A 16,707-nucleotide genomic window follows, 5' to 3' on the forward strand; every position below is an offset into this window, starting at 1 on the left:
GATAGTATATTTTAAAATTGAAACTGAACACCAGAATTGATCATTTTTAGTGGGGGTAAAAAGCCCGATTTTATGAATTCAGGATCACCATCTTTATAGGGAGTAAAAGTCAAAAGGTTTTGTGCTTCTACATATACCTTACATTTAATTGCTGTTCTGGGGAGTGGAATGGCATAACTAATAGATATGTTTTTCAACCTTATGAAGGAGGCATCTACGATCATAGCATCACTGTTTTCATATAAGGTTTGGGCATTCATTACTTGGGAATTGGTTCCTGTGGTAAACTTCTGGTAATTGGCGCTATCTCCTTGCTGCTGCCAACTGTCCACAAATCGCACGGGTTGATTGTAATTTCTTCTTCCAGCAGCCCCTATACTAATATTGGTGTTTTTTTGCTTCACAAACTGAAAGAGGAAACTCAAATTCCAATTTTTATATTGCAACTGATTTTGCAGTCCTCCAAAAAACTTAGGATTTAGGTCTACCACTTTTTGTTTGTCTTCTGGAAAGGTGATTTGTCCATCTCCATTGCTGTCCACAAACTCATAGATTCCGGTAACTGGGTTAACTCCCTTATAGACATAAACTAAACTAATGTTGAGCGGCTGACCAATCCGATACCGTTGACTAAATGTCGATGCTTCCAAATCGGGGAAGTCAACCAATTTATTTTTAAGAATGGAAATATTAAAGTCAGTACTCCATTTAAAATTAGTTCCTGTTCGATTTTTAGTTTGTAAAGTAAATTCCAAACCTGTATTCTCTACCACAGCATTCAAATTGGCCTGTATGGAGCTAAAACCCGTTGTGCCGGGTAGCGGAATCCCCACCAATTGATTGGAAGACTTATTCATAAAGGTGGCAGCAGTCAGCATAATTCGATCATTAAAGAATCCAAGTTCAAGAGCAGCTTCGAGTTTTTTATTGGTTTCCCAGCTAAATTCGGGGTTAAAAAGCCTTGTGGGTTGTAAGCCTGCAACATTTTGATAAGATTGACCAGAAGAACTGTAGGTATTGAGGAATTGGTAATCACCAATCTGATCGTTTCCTGTAGAACCATAGCTGGCTCGTAGCTTACCAAAACTCAGAATTTCAGAATTTTGCAAAAAGGCTTCCTTGCTAAAAATCCATGCAGTCCCCACAGCACCAAAAAAAGCAAAACGATTTTCAGGACCAAACCGACTCGAACCGTCTCTGCGTCCCGTGAAATTGATGATATACCGCTGCTTCCAGTCGTAATTGATTCTTCCAAATAAAGCAGCATACTTATAAACGACCTCATCACTCAAAAATACCTGTCGTATGGAGGCGGAGGCCAAGTCATAAATTAAACCGTTGGATGTAAAACCGATGCCGTTTTGGCTTAACCGCGTAGTCAGTTGCTGTTGAAAAGTACTTCCCAATAAAGCATCCAAATGGCCATTGCCCCATAGTGTACTAAAGTTTAATTGAGGCTCAATAATCCATGACCTGCGGGCTGTTTTGGTCACAAACAAAGCCGAACTCTCGCTCGTGATACCAAAGGAAGGGTTATTGATGGTGGAAGGAGAGGTTCGGGTTTCGGTATGATTGGTGTCTGTATAGCCAAAACTACTTTTAATTTGCAGTTTCGAGAAAATTTGATAGGATACTAGTGTATTGGCTATCAAATCATTTGTTTTGGAACGGTGTTCAGCATTCAGGAATCGCAACGGATTTCCGAAAGTATTATTTTCCCAATTGAGATTGCCTTCGGCATCATAAAGGGCAGGAGCATTCGGAGCCAATGACCTGCCATCTATAGTAAGATCTGCGGCAGCTTGGTTGTTATTTTGAACAGTATAGTTTGCTGCCACGGTCAATCGAAAACGCTTGTCAGTTGAAGTGTGCCCTAAATTCAAAAGTACACCACCCTTATGATATAAAAAATCGGCTGGATATACTGTTCCCTGTTCCTTATAATTGCCCCCAAACAAAAACTGGGTTTGTTCAGTTCCTCCTGAAACACTGCCTTGCAAGGAGGAAAAAGAGGCCGTACCACCCATTAATTCCTTTTGCCAATCGGTATAGCGGTTCACATCCCAAGTTCCGTTAGTATCATAGGCATTTGCGGGATAAGTAGGAATACCATCATTGGCATAAGCCTGTTTCCGCATGGCTAAATACTGACTGGTATTCATCAATTTGGCAAAAGCTGTTGCTTTTCCAGCACCTGTAGAAGCATTAAAATTAAATTGTGTCTTGCCTGATTTTCCTTTTTTGGTCGTAATCAGTACCACACCATTAGCACCTCTGGAACCGTAAATAGCGGTAGCATCGGCATCCTTTAGCACTTCAATACTTTCAATGGCATCGGGATCAATACTGTTTAAAGGGCTGGTTACATTCGGGAAGACGGAGGAAGTTTGGCTGTATCCTATGGGATCAGAAGCATAAGGGACTCCATCAATCACATACAAGGGAACATTTGCATCCGTCCGTAAACTGTTTAAACCTCTTATTTTGATATTGAATCCCCCACCTGGCGTTCCTGTTTCTTGGGTAATACTAACGCCTGCCATTCTGCCTTGCATTGTTGCCAGTACATTAGTCACAGGTTGCGTTTCGATATCCTTTGCCGTGATTCTGGCAATGCTGCCTGTACTTTCTTTTTCCTTTACAGTATAATAACCTGCATTGATGGTCACTTCCTTGAGGGTGGTCGCATCTTCCCGTAAGTGCACATTAATTATGGAATGATTGGTAACAGCTATTTCGACAGATTTGTAGCCCATAAAGGAAAAAACCAAGATGTCATTGGATCCTGCTATTATGGCATAATTGCCCTTTTCATCGGTGAGGGTTGCAAGGGGTCTACTTTTTAGTATTATGCTAACTCCGGCTAAAGCCCCGTTGTCATCGGTCACGATACCTGTGATCGTTTTGTTTTGGGCATAAACTCCTGATAGGCAACACAGGAAAAAAAGAGAGTAAATTTTGGGCAGTACTTGGACTACCCAAGGCTTGAAGTGTGATGAATTTTTCATACTTTTGGATGGGTTTAATGAAACATTGGTTTTGTTAGCTTTGGTCCTCTATTCAACCGCCAAGAAGAGTTAGAGGGCCTTTTTTTTGATGTGCCGCGAAGGCGCTACGGCACGAAGTTTTTTTGTTTTTTAATTCATAGGCATTTGGTTTTAAAGGATTTATTATTTTATTTTTTTTCTGCAAATGGAACAAAGGGCTAGGGCAAAATTGTTCAAACCAGATAACTTCTGCCTTCTAACCACTGATTACTGACCACTGCCATCTGCTCACTGCTTCATAGGCATTTGGGTTTAAAGGGTTTTTGAAAAGGAAAGTCCACCGCCCTTGCTTGTTGGAGCCAAGCGTAGACGATGTCTTTCCCAACTAATTCAATAAACAAATGATGTATTGCGAAACTTAAAAAAGAAACAGTGCTAAGAATGGAAGTGAGGAACCAATGGAATAAAAAATGGCATGGAACTCAGCTTATCGACCGGGGTACTGGTATACCTTGCAACAATAAGTGAGCCCACGCCATAGGACGTGAGCATCTTACTTATCATCTCGTTGCATAAAATTACCAGTTTTCGGATCGAGATTCAAAGCGAATGCTTCAATATTGTATTTGAAGAATCGCAAATTTAATATTAAAAACAAATTTATGCAAAAAACATTTGTAATCCAAATGGATTACATAAATTTTTAAAAATAGAGCAAAATTGCACTATGGCAGAATTAGAAAAAGATGATATAATTTTAAAAAATAAAATAGCGGATAGGATCCAGTCGCTCCGTATCAAGACTGGCCTTACACAGTCTGAATTTGCACAGAAACACGATATTGATAGACAAATTATAAATAGATGGGAAAGTAATAATAAAAGAGGTGTTACTATATATACTATTAATAAATTCTGCAATATGTTAGGGATAACTTTAAAAGACTTTTTTGATTTTTAAAGGTGTTATGACTAATTAAAAGGATGCTAAAGGCATCTTTAATTATTTTATAGAGAAGAAATACTTGTCAATTTGGGATTAAAAGTTATCAAAAAAGGTGAATTTGATATTGTAAAAAAAGAATAAACTTGAATTGATATTATCTTTCAAAGATAGAATGAAATAGTAATTAATTTCTATTAACAATAAAAAAATAATGCAATCATATAAATATACTTATTGATTTTTACTTAAATTTGGAAACACTTGGAACTAATTGATATTTCAAAATGGCCTTCAGGAAATCAAAGATTCGTTCCTATTGGAAAGAGAATTAAAAAGGTTGTATTGCATCCTGAAAATTATAATTTATTTTATTTTAAAGAACCAAAGGAAAAATACCCTTGGGAATTTTGGAATGAAATTATCGCTTATAATATCGGTCAAGAATTTGGATTTAATGTACTAGAATATCAACCTGCAATATTAGATGGACTCGGAGGTTGTTTATCCCCTTCAATGACTACAGGATTCACAGAAGAATTAATGCATGGACAACAACTTTTAATAAGGATTTTACCTGAATTTGAAACTAAAAAAGGTACAGATCATACTTTTCAATTAGTAGAAGAATATTTTAAATCAGACATCACATACACATTGCTTTTAAATGATTTTATTGAAATGCTTGTTTTTGACAGTATTATTGGAAACCGAGATCGTCATCAGCAAAATTGGGCACTTATAAGAGAAATTAGTTTTAAAAAATCAAAGCAAAAATATCTTGGTTTTAGAAAAAAAATAGATTTATCTTTAGAAGTTACTGGGCGATTTTCGCCTTTATTTGATAATGGAAATTGTTTAGCTTATAATGTAATAGAAGATAAAATTGATAATTTTTTAGAAGATGATAAAATACTTGAAAAATATTTATTTGGAGAAAAAGCAGTGTCTCATGTTAAGTGGTTTGGTGAATCAATGCCTCATATTGAACTATTAAAACGAATATTTCAAAATTATCCAATACCGATTGAGAATGCAATTTTTAGGGTCAGAAAAAAATATAATGAAAACATAATTGAAGACATTGTAAATAACATTGATAATGGTGTTATATTTGCAAATAAAATATACGACTTGACTCCAAAAAGAAAAGAGTTAGTTATTAAGTTAATAAAATTAAGAATTGAGAAGCTTTTGAATGACTTCTAAATTATGATACTAAAAAAAATTTATTTAAGTTGGCGACAAGGAAAAGGGAAAAGTCGTTTTTTAGTTGGAATTTTAACCAGAGAAATTCCAACAGGGGATGCGATTGTGTTTAAATATCAACAAGAAGAGGTTGAAAAAGCTATTTCCGAAGGCTTTTTAAATTACCCTGAATTTCCAGATTTAGACAAAGAATACAGTATTAATTTAAAAACAGCGTTAAGTCTAAGGCTTATGCCTAAAACAAGAGCGGATAGATATGATTATCTTTCTTTTTGGAATGCAAATATAGAGGGACTTGACTGGTTTGATGAATTAGGAATTACGCAGGGTGAATTAGCTACGGATACATTTGAATTTTTAGCAGAATTTCCTAAAAAGCATAACGGAATAGGGATTAATTTTATTTCAAATATTGCAGCATTAACACATCTTAGTTTAAAAAATGATTGTGTCGAAATAGGAGATAAACTTAGATTTGAGCTTGATTCAGAAAATAAATTTGACAAAAATGCGGTGAAAATTTTTAAAGGAATTAATTGTCTAGGTTTTGTTAAAAGAGGACATAATTTATTTTTTCATAAAGTTAAAAATGAAGAAGTTGAAATTAATGTAACAAACGTAGAAAAAAATGGAAAAATGAATCAGATTTATTATTCCATTAAAGTGTTATAATTAATTTAATCAATGTTATAAAACAAAAAGATGCTGTGAAGCATCTTTTTTTGTGCTTTTCTGTTACTTGTTTATTTTGAAAAAAAAATTGTCAAATTGAGAGCATTAGAATTTAATATGTTTTATCACTGAAATTACCATTTTATCTTTGAAGGAAATGGTATGAGATAATAGGGGTAGTTGTAATCTGGATTGCTGGAGTAGGGCATATAGGCAAGATTGATGTCCAGTAATGATTAATTTAATTTAATTGGGTTTGAAAGTGATTTAAATGATAAAAGGAAATAGAAATTTATAGTTATTTTTGTAATCTAAATCATTACAATGATAACAAGTATAGAACAAGCACTATTAAGTTGCAATCCAGATAAATTTGCCAATATTTGTAGATTATACCTTGGTTATAGGTATCCAATTGTAAATCCGACTGGTTTAGTTGTTGGAAAAGAAAAGTCAAAGAAAGGCACTCCCGATAATTTTATTTCGGATAATGATTCTTATATATTTAGCGAGATTACAACCATTGATAAAAATCAATTAGTTCCAAAGCTAAAAAAGGACATTGAACATTGTTTCAATCAAAATGATATTTCTTCAGATAAAATAATTAGAATTATTTTAATCTGTAATCAAGAAATTACAACGAAAATTCAAGAAGAACTGAATGAACACAAAAACTCAATAAATGAATATACTAAACTAGAAGTAATTGGTTTAGATGCTTTTGCGACTATCATTTTTAGAGATTTCCCTTCTTTGTCCAAAGAACTAGGATTGACTATCGATACAGGTCAAATTTTAGAAATGAGTGAATTTGTAATTCAGTATGAAAAATCAAAATTTGCTACACCTTTATCAAATGCCTTTTTTAATAGAGAAACAGAACTAGATAAAGGCATAGAACTGCTACAGCAATATGATTTTGTATTAATTACTGGACAAGCAGGTGTAGGTAAAACCAAATTTTCAATACAGTTAGTTACAAATTATTTGAAAAGTAATCCAGGATATATTGTAAAATATATTAGAAATAATAATCAGCTAATTTGGGATGATTTAAAAATACAAATCACAAAAAACAAGAAATATATAATTGTTGTTGATGATGCTAATAAACTCAAAAGTAATTTAACTTCAATTATACATTTTAAAAACGAATTCAATTCAGGTGACATTAAAATTATAATGACTGTTAGGAATTATTTGAAACAAGAAATTGAATATCAGCTCAAGGAAAACGGTTTAATTGAGTTAGCAAATTTTGAGAAATCTGAATTAGCAAAAATCTTGCAATCGCCTGAATTCAATATTAATGATTATTATACAGATAAAATACATTCAATTTCAAAAGGAAACCCAAGAATTGCCCTAATGGGAGCTATAGCTGGGATAAATAATGAAATTGAAAAACTTACGAAAGCATCGCTAATATTAGAAGAGTATTTTTCTTCTGCTAACAATACTATAAAAGATGACCTAGTTTTATTAAAGACTGCCGGAATACTAACGCTTTTTAGATCTATTGATGTTTCTAATTCAGGTGTGATTGATGAAATTTCAAAGCATTTTGATATTACCAAAAATGAATTAGTAGAGAAATTAAGCTTATTAGTAAAAAATGAAATTGCTGACGAATACAAAAACACCTATAAAATTGCTGACCAGATTCTTGGAGAATATATTTTCTATTTAATTTTCATTAAAGAACAGCACATTCCCTTTAAACAACTATTGAATTTATACTTTGACGAACGTAAAATTTCGTTGATGTCTCTTTTAAATCCAATAATTAGTAATTATGGTTTTCATGAAATAAAAGATTTTATATTGTATGATGTTAATCAAAAATGGAATTCTATTCAAGAAGACCAGCATAAATCAATAAAATTTTTAGAAAGCTTTTGGTTTTATTTAGAAACTGAAACAATAGTATTTATAAACAAAATTATAAGTTCAGAAACTGCTTTTGAGATAGATAATCTTAAGTTTGAAATTTACAAAGACAATTCTTCAGAATTGTATGACGATAAAATAATCAGTCTTTTAGTGAGTTTTCAAAACCTGCCTGACAAGTTTGAAGTTGCTTTGACATTATTATTAAAGTATGGATTATCTAGCGAACTAAGATTTGCCAAAATATTAAAAGTTTTCACACAATCATTTACATATAAAAGATTTAGCTATGAATCTGATTATAAAATTCAAATAAATCTTTTTAATTTTTTATACTCAAAGGTGAATGAAAACAGTCTTTTTTATTCGAAAATCATTCTATTTATAGCCGATAAATACCTAATTGATAGCTACGAATGTTATTATGGTGGAAATGGCAGGCAATTCTATTTTAATCAGGAATATATTGTACTCAATGAAGAGCAAAAGAATTTTAGAACTAAACTTTTTGAATTCATTTTCAATTGTTATAAAAATGCAGAATTAAAAGACAGTGTATATGATTTCTTTGAAAAACATAGATATTCACACCTTCATCAAAATGAGAAAACAGTAATCAATTTTGATAGAAAACTGATAATTCCTTTTTTTGAAGAAAATTTTAATAATGGAGAATTCAGAGAATCTTCAATTATCCACAATTATATAAGGAAACTTGGGTATTTAAAAATCAAGATCAAGAAAGAGGTGAAAGATCTTGTCAGCTCAAAAGAGTTTAGATTATGGTTATTGTTAGACGAAAAATTTGAACGAAAAGAAAAGATAATTAATAATTTTTCAGATTATACTTTTGATGACTATATAGATTTAATGCATTCCTTGAATATAATTTATGAGAACAAGTATGGTAATTATTCTTGTTTTGATACAATAACTAGCCCCGTTTCGGATACATTTGAAAATCTTGCTAATAAAGATTTTAATTTATTTATTAAGGTGTTGAAAAAGGTATTTGAGTATGAATATTCAAAACATCTATATTTTAGGAAAATAATATCAAATATAAATTTTGATATAGATAAAGTCAAAATATTACAATCAGTATTAAAAAACACTGTAAATATTGATATTTATTTATTAGAGTTTTTTACAAGAATCCCAAATGAGTATATAAAAATAGAGGACTATAATTATATTGTCGGGATAATACAAAAAGATGATTTTAAAACCATTAGTTTTATTGACGATATTCTGAAAAAGATTTCTGATTTAGACTTGAATTTTGAATTTGAAATTGAAAAGCTACTTGATATTATAATTCTAAAAACAGAATTAAATGATAATATGTTTATGTACGGTGACTTTTTCATAATTATTAACGATCAATATCAATCCGCTTTCATAAAAAACTTAAAAAAGATTGAAAAGATTTACTTGTATTTAGATAAATCAAGAAGACATTTTGATTATGATCTAAAGGTATTAAAGATAATTTTATTAATAAACCCACATTTTATAATTGACTTATTGAAATATAATTTTGCTGATAGAGACTATTTGTCAAGAAGAGATTTTGATGAAAATGATTTTAAGAAACTCTGGGATTTGAATAACTATGGAATAGTCTTTGAAAATATGATTAATTATTTAGTGAATTTTAAAAGTCTTTCTCTTCATCGAGCTTCAGAATTTTCAAGCGTATTTAAAGGAGATAGCCAAAAAGCAATTGATTTTTTGCATAATCAATTGCTGAAAACTGGAAATAAAAAAATTATTGAATTGATATTCAATATCATTAGTAGCATCTACAAAGATAAAATGTTAGATTTTCTCAAAATAATTTTAGATAAAAATTGTGATTCAGACCTTTTCAAAAAACTTGATTTTTATATTTCCCCTGGAGTTACAATGGGTAGTAGGTTGCCAAATATGCAATTTGAACTATCCCAATTAGAAAAAGTGAGAGATTTTCTTGTAGAACAAAATAATATAAACTATTACGAGTTCATAGAAATTATTAATCGAAATATTATGTATTCGAAAATGAGTATTGAAAGCGAAAGAAAAAGAGAATTCGTGAGTGAGTGGGATTAATTAACAAAAACAACTGAAAATGTGTAAAAAAACAAGAACTCCAATTCCACAACTCAATAAAACCTAGCTGACCGAAGCCTCCCGACCTCGTAGCACAAACGAGGGCAGACAAATTAGGGTCTTTAATTAATGTTTTTTCTACTAAAGGGTTCAATCATTTTTTCGTGCAATTTAGTTAAATGGCAATCAATTGATACGAAGTCACCTAGCTGTCCGAAGTCTTCCATAAAAAATACGTTCATTAAATAATGCTGTGTTCTGCGAGGTTCCAGATGTCTGAAGTCTTCCGCAAAAAGAAACGTTTATCAAAGAATGCTTTGTTCTCAGCTGCCAGCTGTCCGAATTCTTCCATAAAAAATACGTTCATTAAAGAATGCTTTGTTCTGCGAGGTCTCCCGACCTCGTAGCCACAAACGAGGGCAAACATACCCAATATACTTGCTTTACTATTGGTTCGCTATAAACAACTTTAGTTGTTGAAAATTACAAATAGGGTCAACTATTTAGAAAAACCATGCGTATTTTAGTGGAATAAACGATATCACAATAATAAGCAAATCAAGTTTGTTATAAATTAACCTTTGGCAAAAAAAATCTTTTATTGCCAAAGGTTAATTAAGAAAAAAAAGGACTGTAAGTATTGTATTTCTGGGAAACCTCATGAATCCGTACCATTCGAGATAGTACTATTCAGTTTATAGATGCCTAATTTAGACTTTAATAATTCCATACCATCGCTTACTTTTCTATCCAGAATTTTGGTGTAAGCTTAGGTAGTTCTTATAAATAGCAATACGGGCTGTTTTGTGTAGCAACAAAAAAGGAACGCATCTTTAGCCTGATTTATGAATGGGCACAAATTTTTCACCTAAAACAACTAGAAATCCGTTTAATCTAGGAAAAACGGATGCTATTTTTTAATCTAAAAATCAAATTTTTTATCTTTGCTAAATGCACAATCATTTAATAGAGATCATTTCCCAAAAAGTTTTACTTTCTGACACAGATATTAAACTGTGCAACGAATATTTTTGAACCAGTACTTTTGCCTAAAAATAGCGTTATTGAAGAAGAAGGAAAAATTCCGAAATATTTATATTTTGTAGTGTCTGGTTTTATGCGATTATTCCATTACAATGAAAACGGTAATGAAATTACAACGCATATAAATTGTCCTCCTGGATTTATCACTTCCTATTTTGACTTCATCAATCAGACAGAGTCAAATGACAATGTAGCATGTATTACAGAATGTGAATTACTGAGAATTACAAAAAAAGATTTAAACTTTCTTAACGAACAAAGTGGGGCTTTTAAAGACTTTAGTATAGCGGTTTTTCAGCAGTCGATTGCCTACAATGAGAACCGTTCTAAAGAATTGGCAACCTTAACGGCCGAACAACGCTATCATAAATTAATGGACAACTATCCAACTATACTTAATTATGTACCCATTCAATATATCGCTTCTTTTCTCGGCATGAAACCACAAAGTCTTAGCAGAATACGGCGACAGCTAATTAAGTAACAAATGTTAAGTGGCTTCGGTTAACATCTTTGCAATTTTGTACCATCATTAAAAATAAAAATATGGCACAGAAAAATTTAGCATTAGTTACAGGTGCAAATGGACATCTTGGCAATAACTTGGTAAGATTGCTTATCAACAAAGGAATTCCGGTAAGGGCTTCTGTTCGTAACATTAAAAACAAAGAACCATTTACGGGTTTAGATTGTGAAGTGGTCCAATCGGATATTTCAGATAGGCAATCATTGGTAAATGCTTTGCAAGGGGTACATACTTTTTATGCTGTAGGGGCAGTTTTTAAACTTTGGGCAAAAGACCCTAAAAAAGAAATTTACGATGTCAATATGGAAGGCATAAGAAATAGTATAGAAGCCTCGGCAGAAGCAGGCGTAAAACGAATTGTGTATGTGAGTTCTATTGCTGCTTTAAATTATTCAAAACTTCCTACCAAGGAAAGTTTTGGGTATAACCCTGATAGGAGAGATTGGTATTACAACTCAAAAAATGACGGTAAAAAATTGGCATTTGAATTAGCGAAAAAACATAATATTGAATTAGTTGCCGTTTTGCCTTCCGCAATGATTGGTGGTACTGCTTTTGCGCCTTTAAGTGTATCTTACAATATTATAAATTTAATAATTAAAAAAGAAATACCGGTTGAAACAAATATTACCCTGAATTGGATTGATGTAAAAGATGTAGCTGAAGGCTGCTACTTGGCAGCAACAAAGGGCAGAAATGGGGAACGCTACATTTTAGCGAATGAGAAATGTACTTCCATCAAAGAAACAACAAAAATTGCACAAGAATTATTTCCAGACTTGAAAATAAAACTTCCAATAGCAGTTCCAAAACCAATTTTATTTATAATATCTTGGTTTATGGAAGTTGGAAGTAAGATGAATGGCAAAGCACCTTTATTAAGTACTAAAGATATTGCTATGTTTTCAGGGCTTCAACAAGACTTTGAAATTTCAAAGTCAAGGAAAGAATTGGGTTTCAAACCAAAAAAATCAAAACAGGTGATTAAGGATGCAATGCTATATTTAAAAAATAAGGAGACTCATTTGGCGAATTGATAAAGAAGACTTCCCGCTGATACCACACGAAATGAAATTGGACGAAGTCAATCCTTTCGTGTGGTTCCCCAGCTGTCCGAAATCTTCCGCAAAAACAAACGTTCATTAAAGAATGCGGTGTTCTGCGAGGCTACACGACCTCGTAGCCACAAACGTGGGCGAACAACCCAAAGGTCAATTCAAGTGAAAGTCTATTTCTTAATATTCCACTCCATTTTTGCAATTCGATTAGAAAGAAATACTAAAGTTTCAAAAACAGCATTTTCATTAGGGAGCGAACCCGTTACCAATTCTTTAAAAGTTGAAGTATAAATTTTCTTTAATTCATTCCAAACCATAGAAGTTTTCCTAAAAATAATTGCCTCTTTGGGATGCAGGTACAACCAGTTTTTATTGTTAGGAATAGCCTTGTCATTGTCGATGCCAACTTGCAATAACAATACATCAAATTTACTGGAATTTACAAATGTGTTAATTTCTTCAACTTGCAGTAATTGATGTAAATCATAGGTATGACGTACTTTATTAGATAAATCCTGTAATGGATTTTCAGTATAGGAAAACCGAATCAAACTAATTATCTTTTCACAAAATGTGCGCTCAATGGCAAGTGTTTTGACTTCGAAATCTTCTAACCCAAATTGTTTAATTAATGCTAAATTAGATGTGGTTTTAATATAGCCGGCAATAAAAGTACAAATCGGTTTTATGTTGTTGGGGGCAAAATTCCCCAAATGAGAAACTTCCAAAGTTATATTTTCTCTTACTTCTCCAAAATGGCCTTTCATCCCAACTTTTGGATAAGAAAAAACAATTTTTCTTAAACTTCCCAATTTTTTAGTAGTAGGATCATTAGGGACCACTTCAAGAATAGATTTATCGACTACATCAGTAACCGCTTTCAACTTTCTCTTTAAATCATTTCCTGTATCAGTATCATTTTTTACAATAACCATATCGACGTCTTCAGAAAATCGTTCAATAATTTTATAGCATTTGGATAAAGAAGTACCTCCTTTAAATACAATCAAATCCTTTACTTCAGAATGAAACAATTGATGCAAAGCATAAGTAACCCAATAATCTTTCTCTATAAAAATTTCGGGAATTTTAAAATGTGCTGCGGTGGCAACAATGGCACCTTCAAAATTGTCTTTGTCTAAATGTAAATTCATTATCTCTTTTTGCCAAATTTTTCCTTTTAATTCAGTGACAAAATCATTAGGTTTTCCTTGTGCTATGACTTTTCCGCTCTTCATAATTGCCATTTGCGAACAAAGATTCCGAACATCTTCTACTAAATGTGTTGAGAGAATTACAATTCTTTCTGAGCCAATTTCTGAAAGCAATCCGTTAAAACGATTTCTTTCTTCTGGATCTAAACCAGCCGTTGGTTCATCTACAATAATAATTTTTGGATTTCCTAATAATGCTTGTGCTACACCAAACCGTTGACGCATTCCACCAGAAAAAGTATGTACTTCTTTGTTTTTTTGAAATGATAAATTTACTTTTTCCAGTAAGGAATTGATTTGCTGTTTACGTTCAGTCTTGTTGGAAACACCTTTTAAAATGGCAATGTGATTCAATAAATCATAAGCTGATATTTTGGGATATACACCGAAATCTTGAGGTAAAAAGCCTAATTGTTCTTTAATAAACGTAGGGTTTTCTAATATATTAATTCCGTTTAGAAGAATTTCTCCAGAATCGGCTGATTGTAATCCTACAATTGTTCGCATTAATGATGATTTTCCAGCTCCATTTGGACCTAACAAACCAAACATTCCATTGTTAATTTCTAACGAAATATTACTCAACGCTTGTACACCATTTGCATACGTTTTTGTGAGATTTTTAATTGTTAAACTGTTCATTTTTTGATTTTTATTGATAATTATTTATATTAAAATTTGAGCAAAAGAATTCCTGTCAACAGCAATTAAGCGGTTGATATAATTGAAAATATGTGATTGAATTTACTCTTTTACGTACTCGATAATATCTCCAGGATGGCAATTTAATGCTCCGCAAATAGCTTCCAAAGTATCAAACCGAATACCTTTAGCTTTGCCTGTTTTTAGTATCGATAAATTAGCTGGTGTAATATTTAGAATTTCTGCCAATTCTTTGCTTTGCATTTTCCTTTTGGCAAGCATGACGTCTATGTTTATTACTATTGGCATGATTAGATGTATAAATCTTGTTCGTTTTGTAAATGTAAACCCTGCTTGAAAATTGCCGCAAGAAAATAAGCAAATACACCTAAAAAGAAATGTATTACAGCAACCCATTCTAAACCTTCTTCAATTTTACCAGCAAAAATACTGGCTAATAGAATGGTTAAGGGTGGCACAGAAATATTTGCCAAATAAAAATATTTTAATTGTATTACACCATATTGAGTAAATAACTTTTCTTTTCTAAAAACACTGAAAACATTGCTTACCAGCAAAAAAAATAATCCATAAAAAGCGATAGGAATTAAGAAATTGAAGGTTTTGTAACCCCAATTATTCTCACCATTTAAGAACGGGGTTTGGGTAAATGGATAATAGATAGAAAAATAGTTGCCATTATCTTTAGAGGTAAAGCTCCATTCTGTAAGTAAAGTAATTAATGAATAAAAAGTTGTTACTAAATAGAGTATTGCGATAAATCTTGTTATATAAAATAAAATGGTCGATATAATTTTCACATTCTTCATTTGCTATGAAATTTAATTTATTTCTGCAAATATATAATTAATTATTATAAAACAATAATTAATTATTAAAAATTACTTTGCTATTAATTTAGGACTTTGGTTTATTATAAACTTGTTCTTCAAAATCTTCATATCCTCACTTACTTTTCTATCCAATACTTTAGCATAATGCTGAGTAGTTCTCAAGTTTTTATGTCCTAGCATTTTACTAACACTTTCAATTGGAACACCATTAGTAAGCGTTACTGTCGTTGCAAAAGTATGTCGGGCAATATGAAAGGTTAATTCTTTTTCTATCTCACAAACTCCGGCAATTTCTTTTAGATAAGCATTCATCTTTTGGTTGGATAGGATAGGAAGTAGTTTGTCTTGATTGATAGATTGCGGATGATTTTCGTATTTGTCGATTATCATTTGTGTTACTGGTAAGATTGGAATTTTAGAAGCACTTTCTGTTTTCTGTCTGTGTGTAAATATCCATTTCTCACCATCAATTCCAAAGCTTATATGCGACTTTGTTAAGTTTTTGACATCTATGTAAGCCAAACCAGTAAAGCAGCTAAAAAGGAAAATATCACGAACTAAAGAAAGTCTTTCTGTTTTAAATTCTTTTTCAATTATAGCTTGAACTTCTTCCTCGGATAAATACACACGTTCAACTTCCTTAACTTTTGATTTATAGTTTGCGAATGGATTTTTTTCTAGCCAGTCATTGGCCAAACATATCTTGATAATTTTATTGAAATTCTTGATGTATTTTACAGCTGTGTTATTCGCACAATTTCTAACACTTCTTAACCAGAATTCATAATCGGTTATAAAAGCGTGATCAATCTTTGTAATATCAATATCAGAAATATTATATTTCCATTGCATGAACTCAATAGTATGTTTCAAAGAAGTTGTGTAGCGTTCTAAAGTTCCTGGTGCATATTCTTTACCTACCAATTCTTTTATTTTGTTGTTGTGGTCTTGGAAGATAGGAACTAACATTCTTTGTCGTTCTTCATTTCCAAGTAACTTATTTTTGAAGTTTTCAATTGATAAAGGTTCATTACGGTGGAGTAGTTCCATTTGAGCATCTAATACTTTTGATTTCATTAAATCAAGGTAGCTATTGATTGAACGAGCTTCATCCGTTGTACCTTTCATTTTTGATAGTTCGCTAGACCATTTTGATTTTTCTACAAACTTTTTGGTACTAAACTCTAATCGTTTACCATCGACAGTTAATCTTACATAAATTGGAAGTAGTCCGTTTGCATTGGCTTTTGTGCTTTTCGCATAAAAGTGAAGTGTGATTTTTGTTTTCATTGTGGTGACCAATTAATTATTATTCAATTTAAATTTCTTCTTCAAATCAAACAAGATGTTTATTGACTGAACGAGTTATTGAACATGTCATTGAACCTAATGTTTGCAAGTGTTGAGGTAATTTAGCGAGACCCTAATTTTTGAATTTTTTAGGGTCTCGATTTTATCTCGATTTAAATAAGATTGAATGAATAATTTGGTATGTCTGCAAAAGAAAAAACCCCGTAAATCATAAGATTTACAGGGTTTTGCTACCGTTTAGGATTTTTTCAGCGGAGAAA

Annotated in this window: 11 protein-coding genes and 1 pseudogene; 6 read left to right on the forward strand and 6 right to left on the reverse strand. The window is 31.7% G+C overall.

The features are described from left to right. Positions 1-11: 11 nt before the first annotated feature. Positions 12-3,008 carry a SusC/RagA family TonB-linked outer membrane protein gene (locus H8R24_RS02130; RefSeq protein ID WP_187017037.1) on the reverse strand — a complete coding sequence of 999 codons (2,997 nt, stop codon included), beginning with the start codon at positions 3,006-3,008 and terminating at the stop codon, positions 12-14. Between the two features lie 706 nt (positions 3,009-3,714). Here H8R24_RS02130 and H8R24_RS02135 point away from each other — a divergent pair. The 6 genes from H8R24_RS02135 (at position 3,715) to H8R24_RS02160 (ending at position 12,405) form a co-directional block, all read left to right on the forward strand. Beyond that, positions 3,715-3,948 (forward strand): helix-turn-helix domain-containing protein, encoded by a 234-nt coding sequence (locus H8R24_RS02135; RefSeq protein WP_187017036.1) that lies wholly within the window; start codon positions 3,715-3,717, stop codon positions 3,946-3,948. A gap of 246 nt (positions 3,949-4,194) precedes the next feature. After that, positions 4,195-5,139 (forward strand): HipA domain-containing protein, encoded by a 945-nt coding sequence (locus H8R24_RS02140; protein ID WP_187017035.1) that lies wholly within the window; start codon positions 4,195-4,197, stop codon positions 5,137-5,139. Positions 5,140-5,142: 3 nt separating this feature from the next. After that, complete coding sequence (locus H8R24_RS02145) at positions 5,143-5,811, forward strand: hypothetical protein (RefSeq protein ID WP_187017034.1); 669 nt, start codon at positions 5,143-5,145, stop codon at positions 5,809-5,811. A gap of 324 nt (positions 5,812-6,135) precedes the next feature. After that, a complete protein-coding gene (locus H8R24_RS02150) occupies positions 6,136-9,798 on the forward strand; it encodes an nSTAND3 domain-containing NTPase (RefSeq protein WP_187017033.1) in 3,663 nt (1,220 codons plus the stop codon). 1,045 nt (positions 9,799-10,843) lie between these two features. Continuing rightward, positions 10,844-11,326 (forward strand): Crp/Fnr family transcriptional regulator, encoded by a 483-nt coding sequence (locus tag H8R24_RS02155; RefSeq protein WP_225876756.1) that lies wholly within the window; start codon positions 10,844-10,846, stop codon positions 11,324-11,326. 62 nt (positions 11,327-11,388) lie between these two features. Further along, positions 11,389-12,405, forward strand: a complete 1,017-nt coding sequence (locus tag H8R24_RS02160) for an NAD-dependent epimerase/dehydratase family protein (protein WP_187017032.1) — start codon at positions 11,389-11,391, stop codon at positions 12,403-12,405. A gap of 191 nt (positions 12,406-12,596) precedes the next feature. Here H8R24_RS02160 and H8R24_RS18030 read toward each other — a convergent pair whose 3' ends face one another. From H8R24_RS18030 to H8R24_RS02180, 5 genes and pseudogenes are all read right to left on the reverse strand, one after another. Beyond that, entirely contained in the window at positions 12,597-13,580 is a 984-nt protein-coding gene (locus H8R24_RS18030; protein WP_222617351.1) for a nucleotidyl transferase AbiEii/AbiGii toxin family protein, read from the reverse strand. Next, positions 13,563-14,282: pseudogene (locus H8R24_RS18035) on the reverse strand (ABC transporter ATP-binding protein); the annotation flags it as partial. The pseudogene H8R24_RS18035 and the gene H8R24_RS18030, both read right to left, overlap by 18 nt. 102 nt (positions 14,283-14,384) lie before the next feature. Then, positions 14,385-14,591: a helix-turn-helix domain-containing protein gene (locus H8R24_RS02170; RefSeq protein WP_187017030.1), complete on the reverse strand. Its 207-nt coding sequence runs from the start codon at positions 14,589-14,591 to the stop codon at positions 14,385-14,387. A gap of 2 nt (positions 14,592-14,593) precedes the next feature. Then, positions 14,594-15,112: a DUF2975 domain-containing protein gene (locus H8R24_RS02175; protein WP_187017029.1), complete on the reverse strand. Its 519-nt coding sequence runs from the start codon at positions 15,110-15,112 to the stop codon at positions 14,594-14,596. A gap of 72 nt (positions 15,113-15,184) precedes the next feature. After that, a complete protein-coding gene (locus H8R24_RS02180) occupies positions 15,185-16,426 on the reverse strand; it encodes a site-specific integrase (protein ID WP_187017028.1) in 1,242 nt (413 codons plus the stop codon). Positions 16,427-16,707: the final 281 nt, after the last annotated feature.

It is taken from the genome of Flavobacterium muglaense (assembly GCF_014305155.1).
Classification (GTDB): domain Bacteria; phylum Bacteroidota; class Bacteroidia; order Flavobacteriales; family Flavobacteriaceae; genus Flavobacterium; species Flavobacterium muglaense.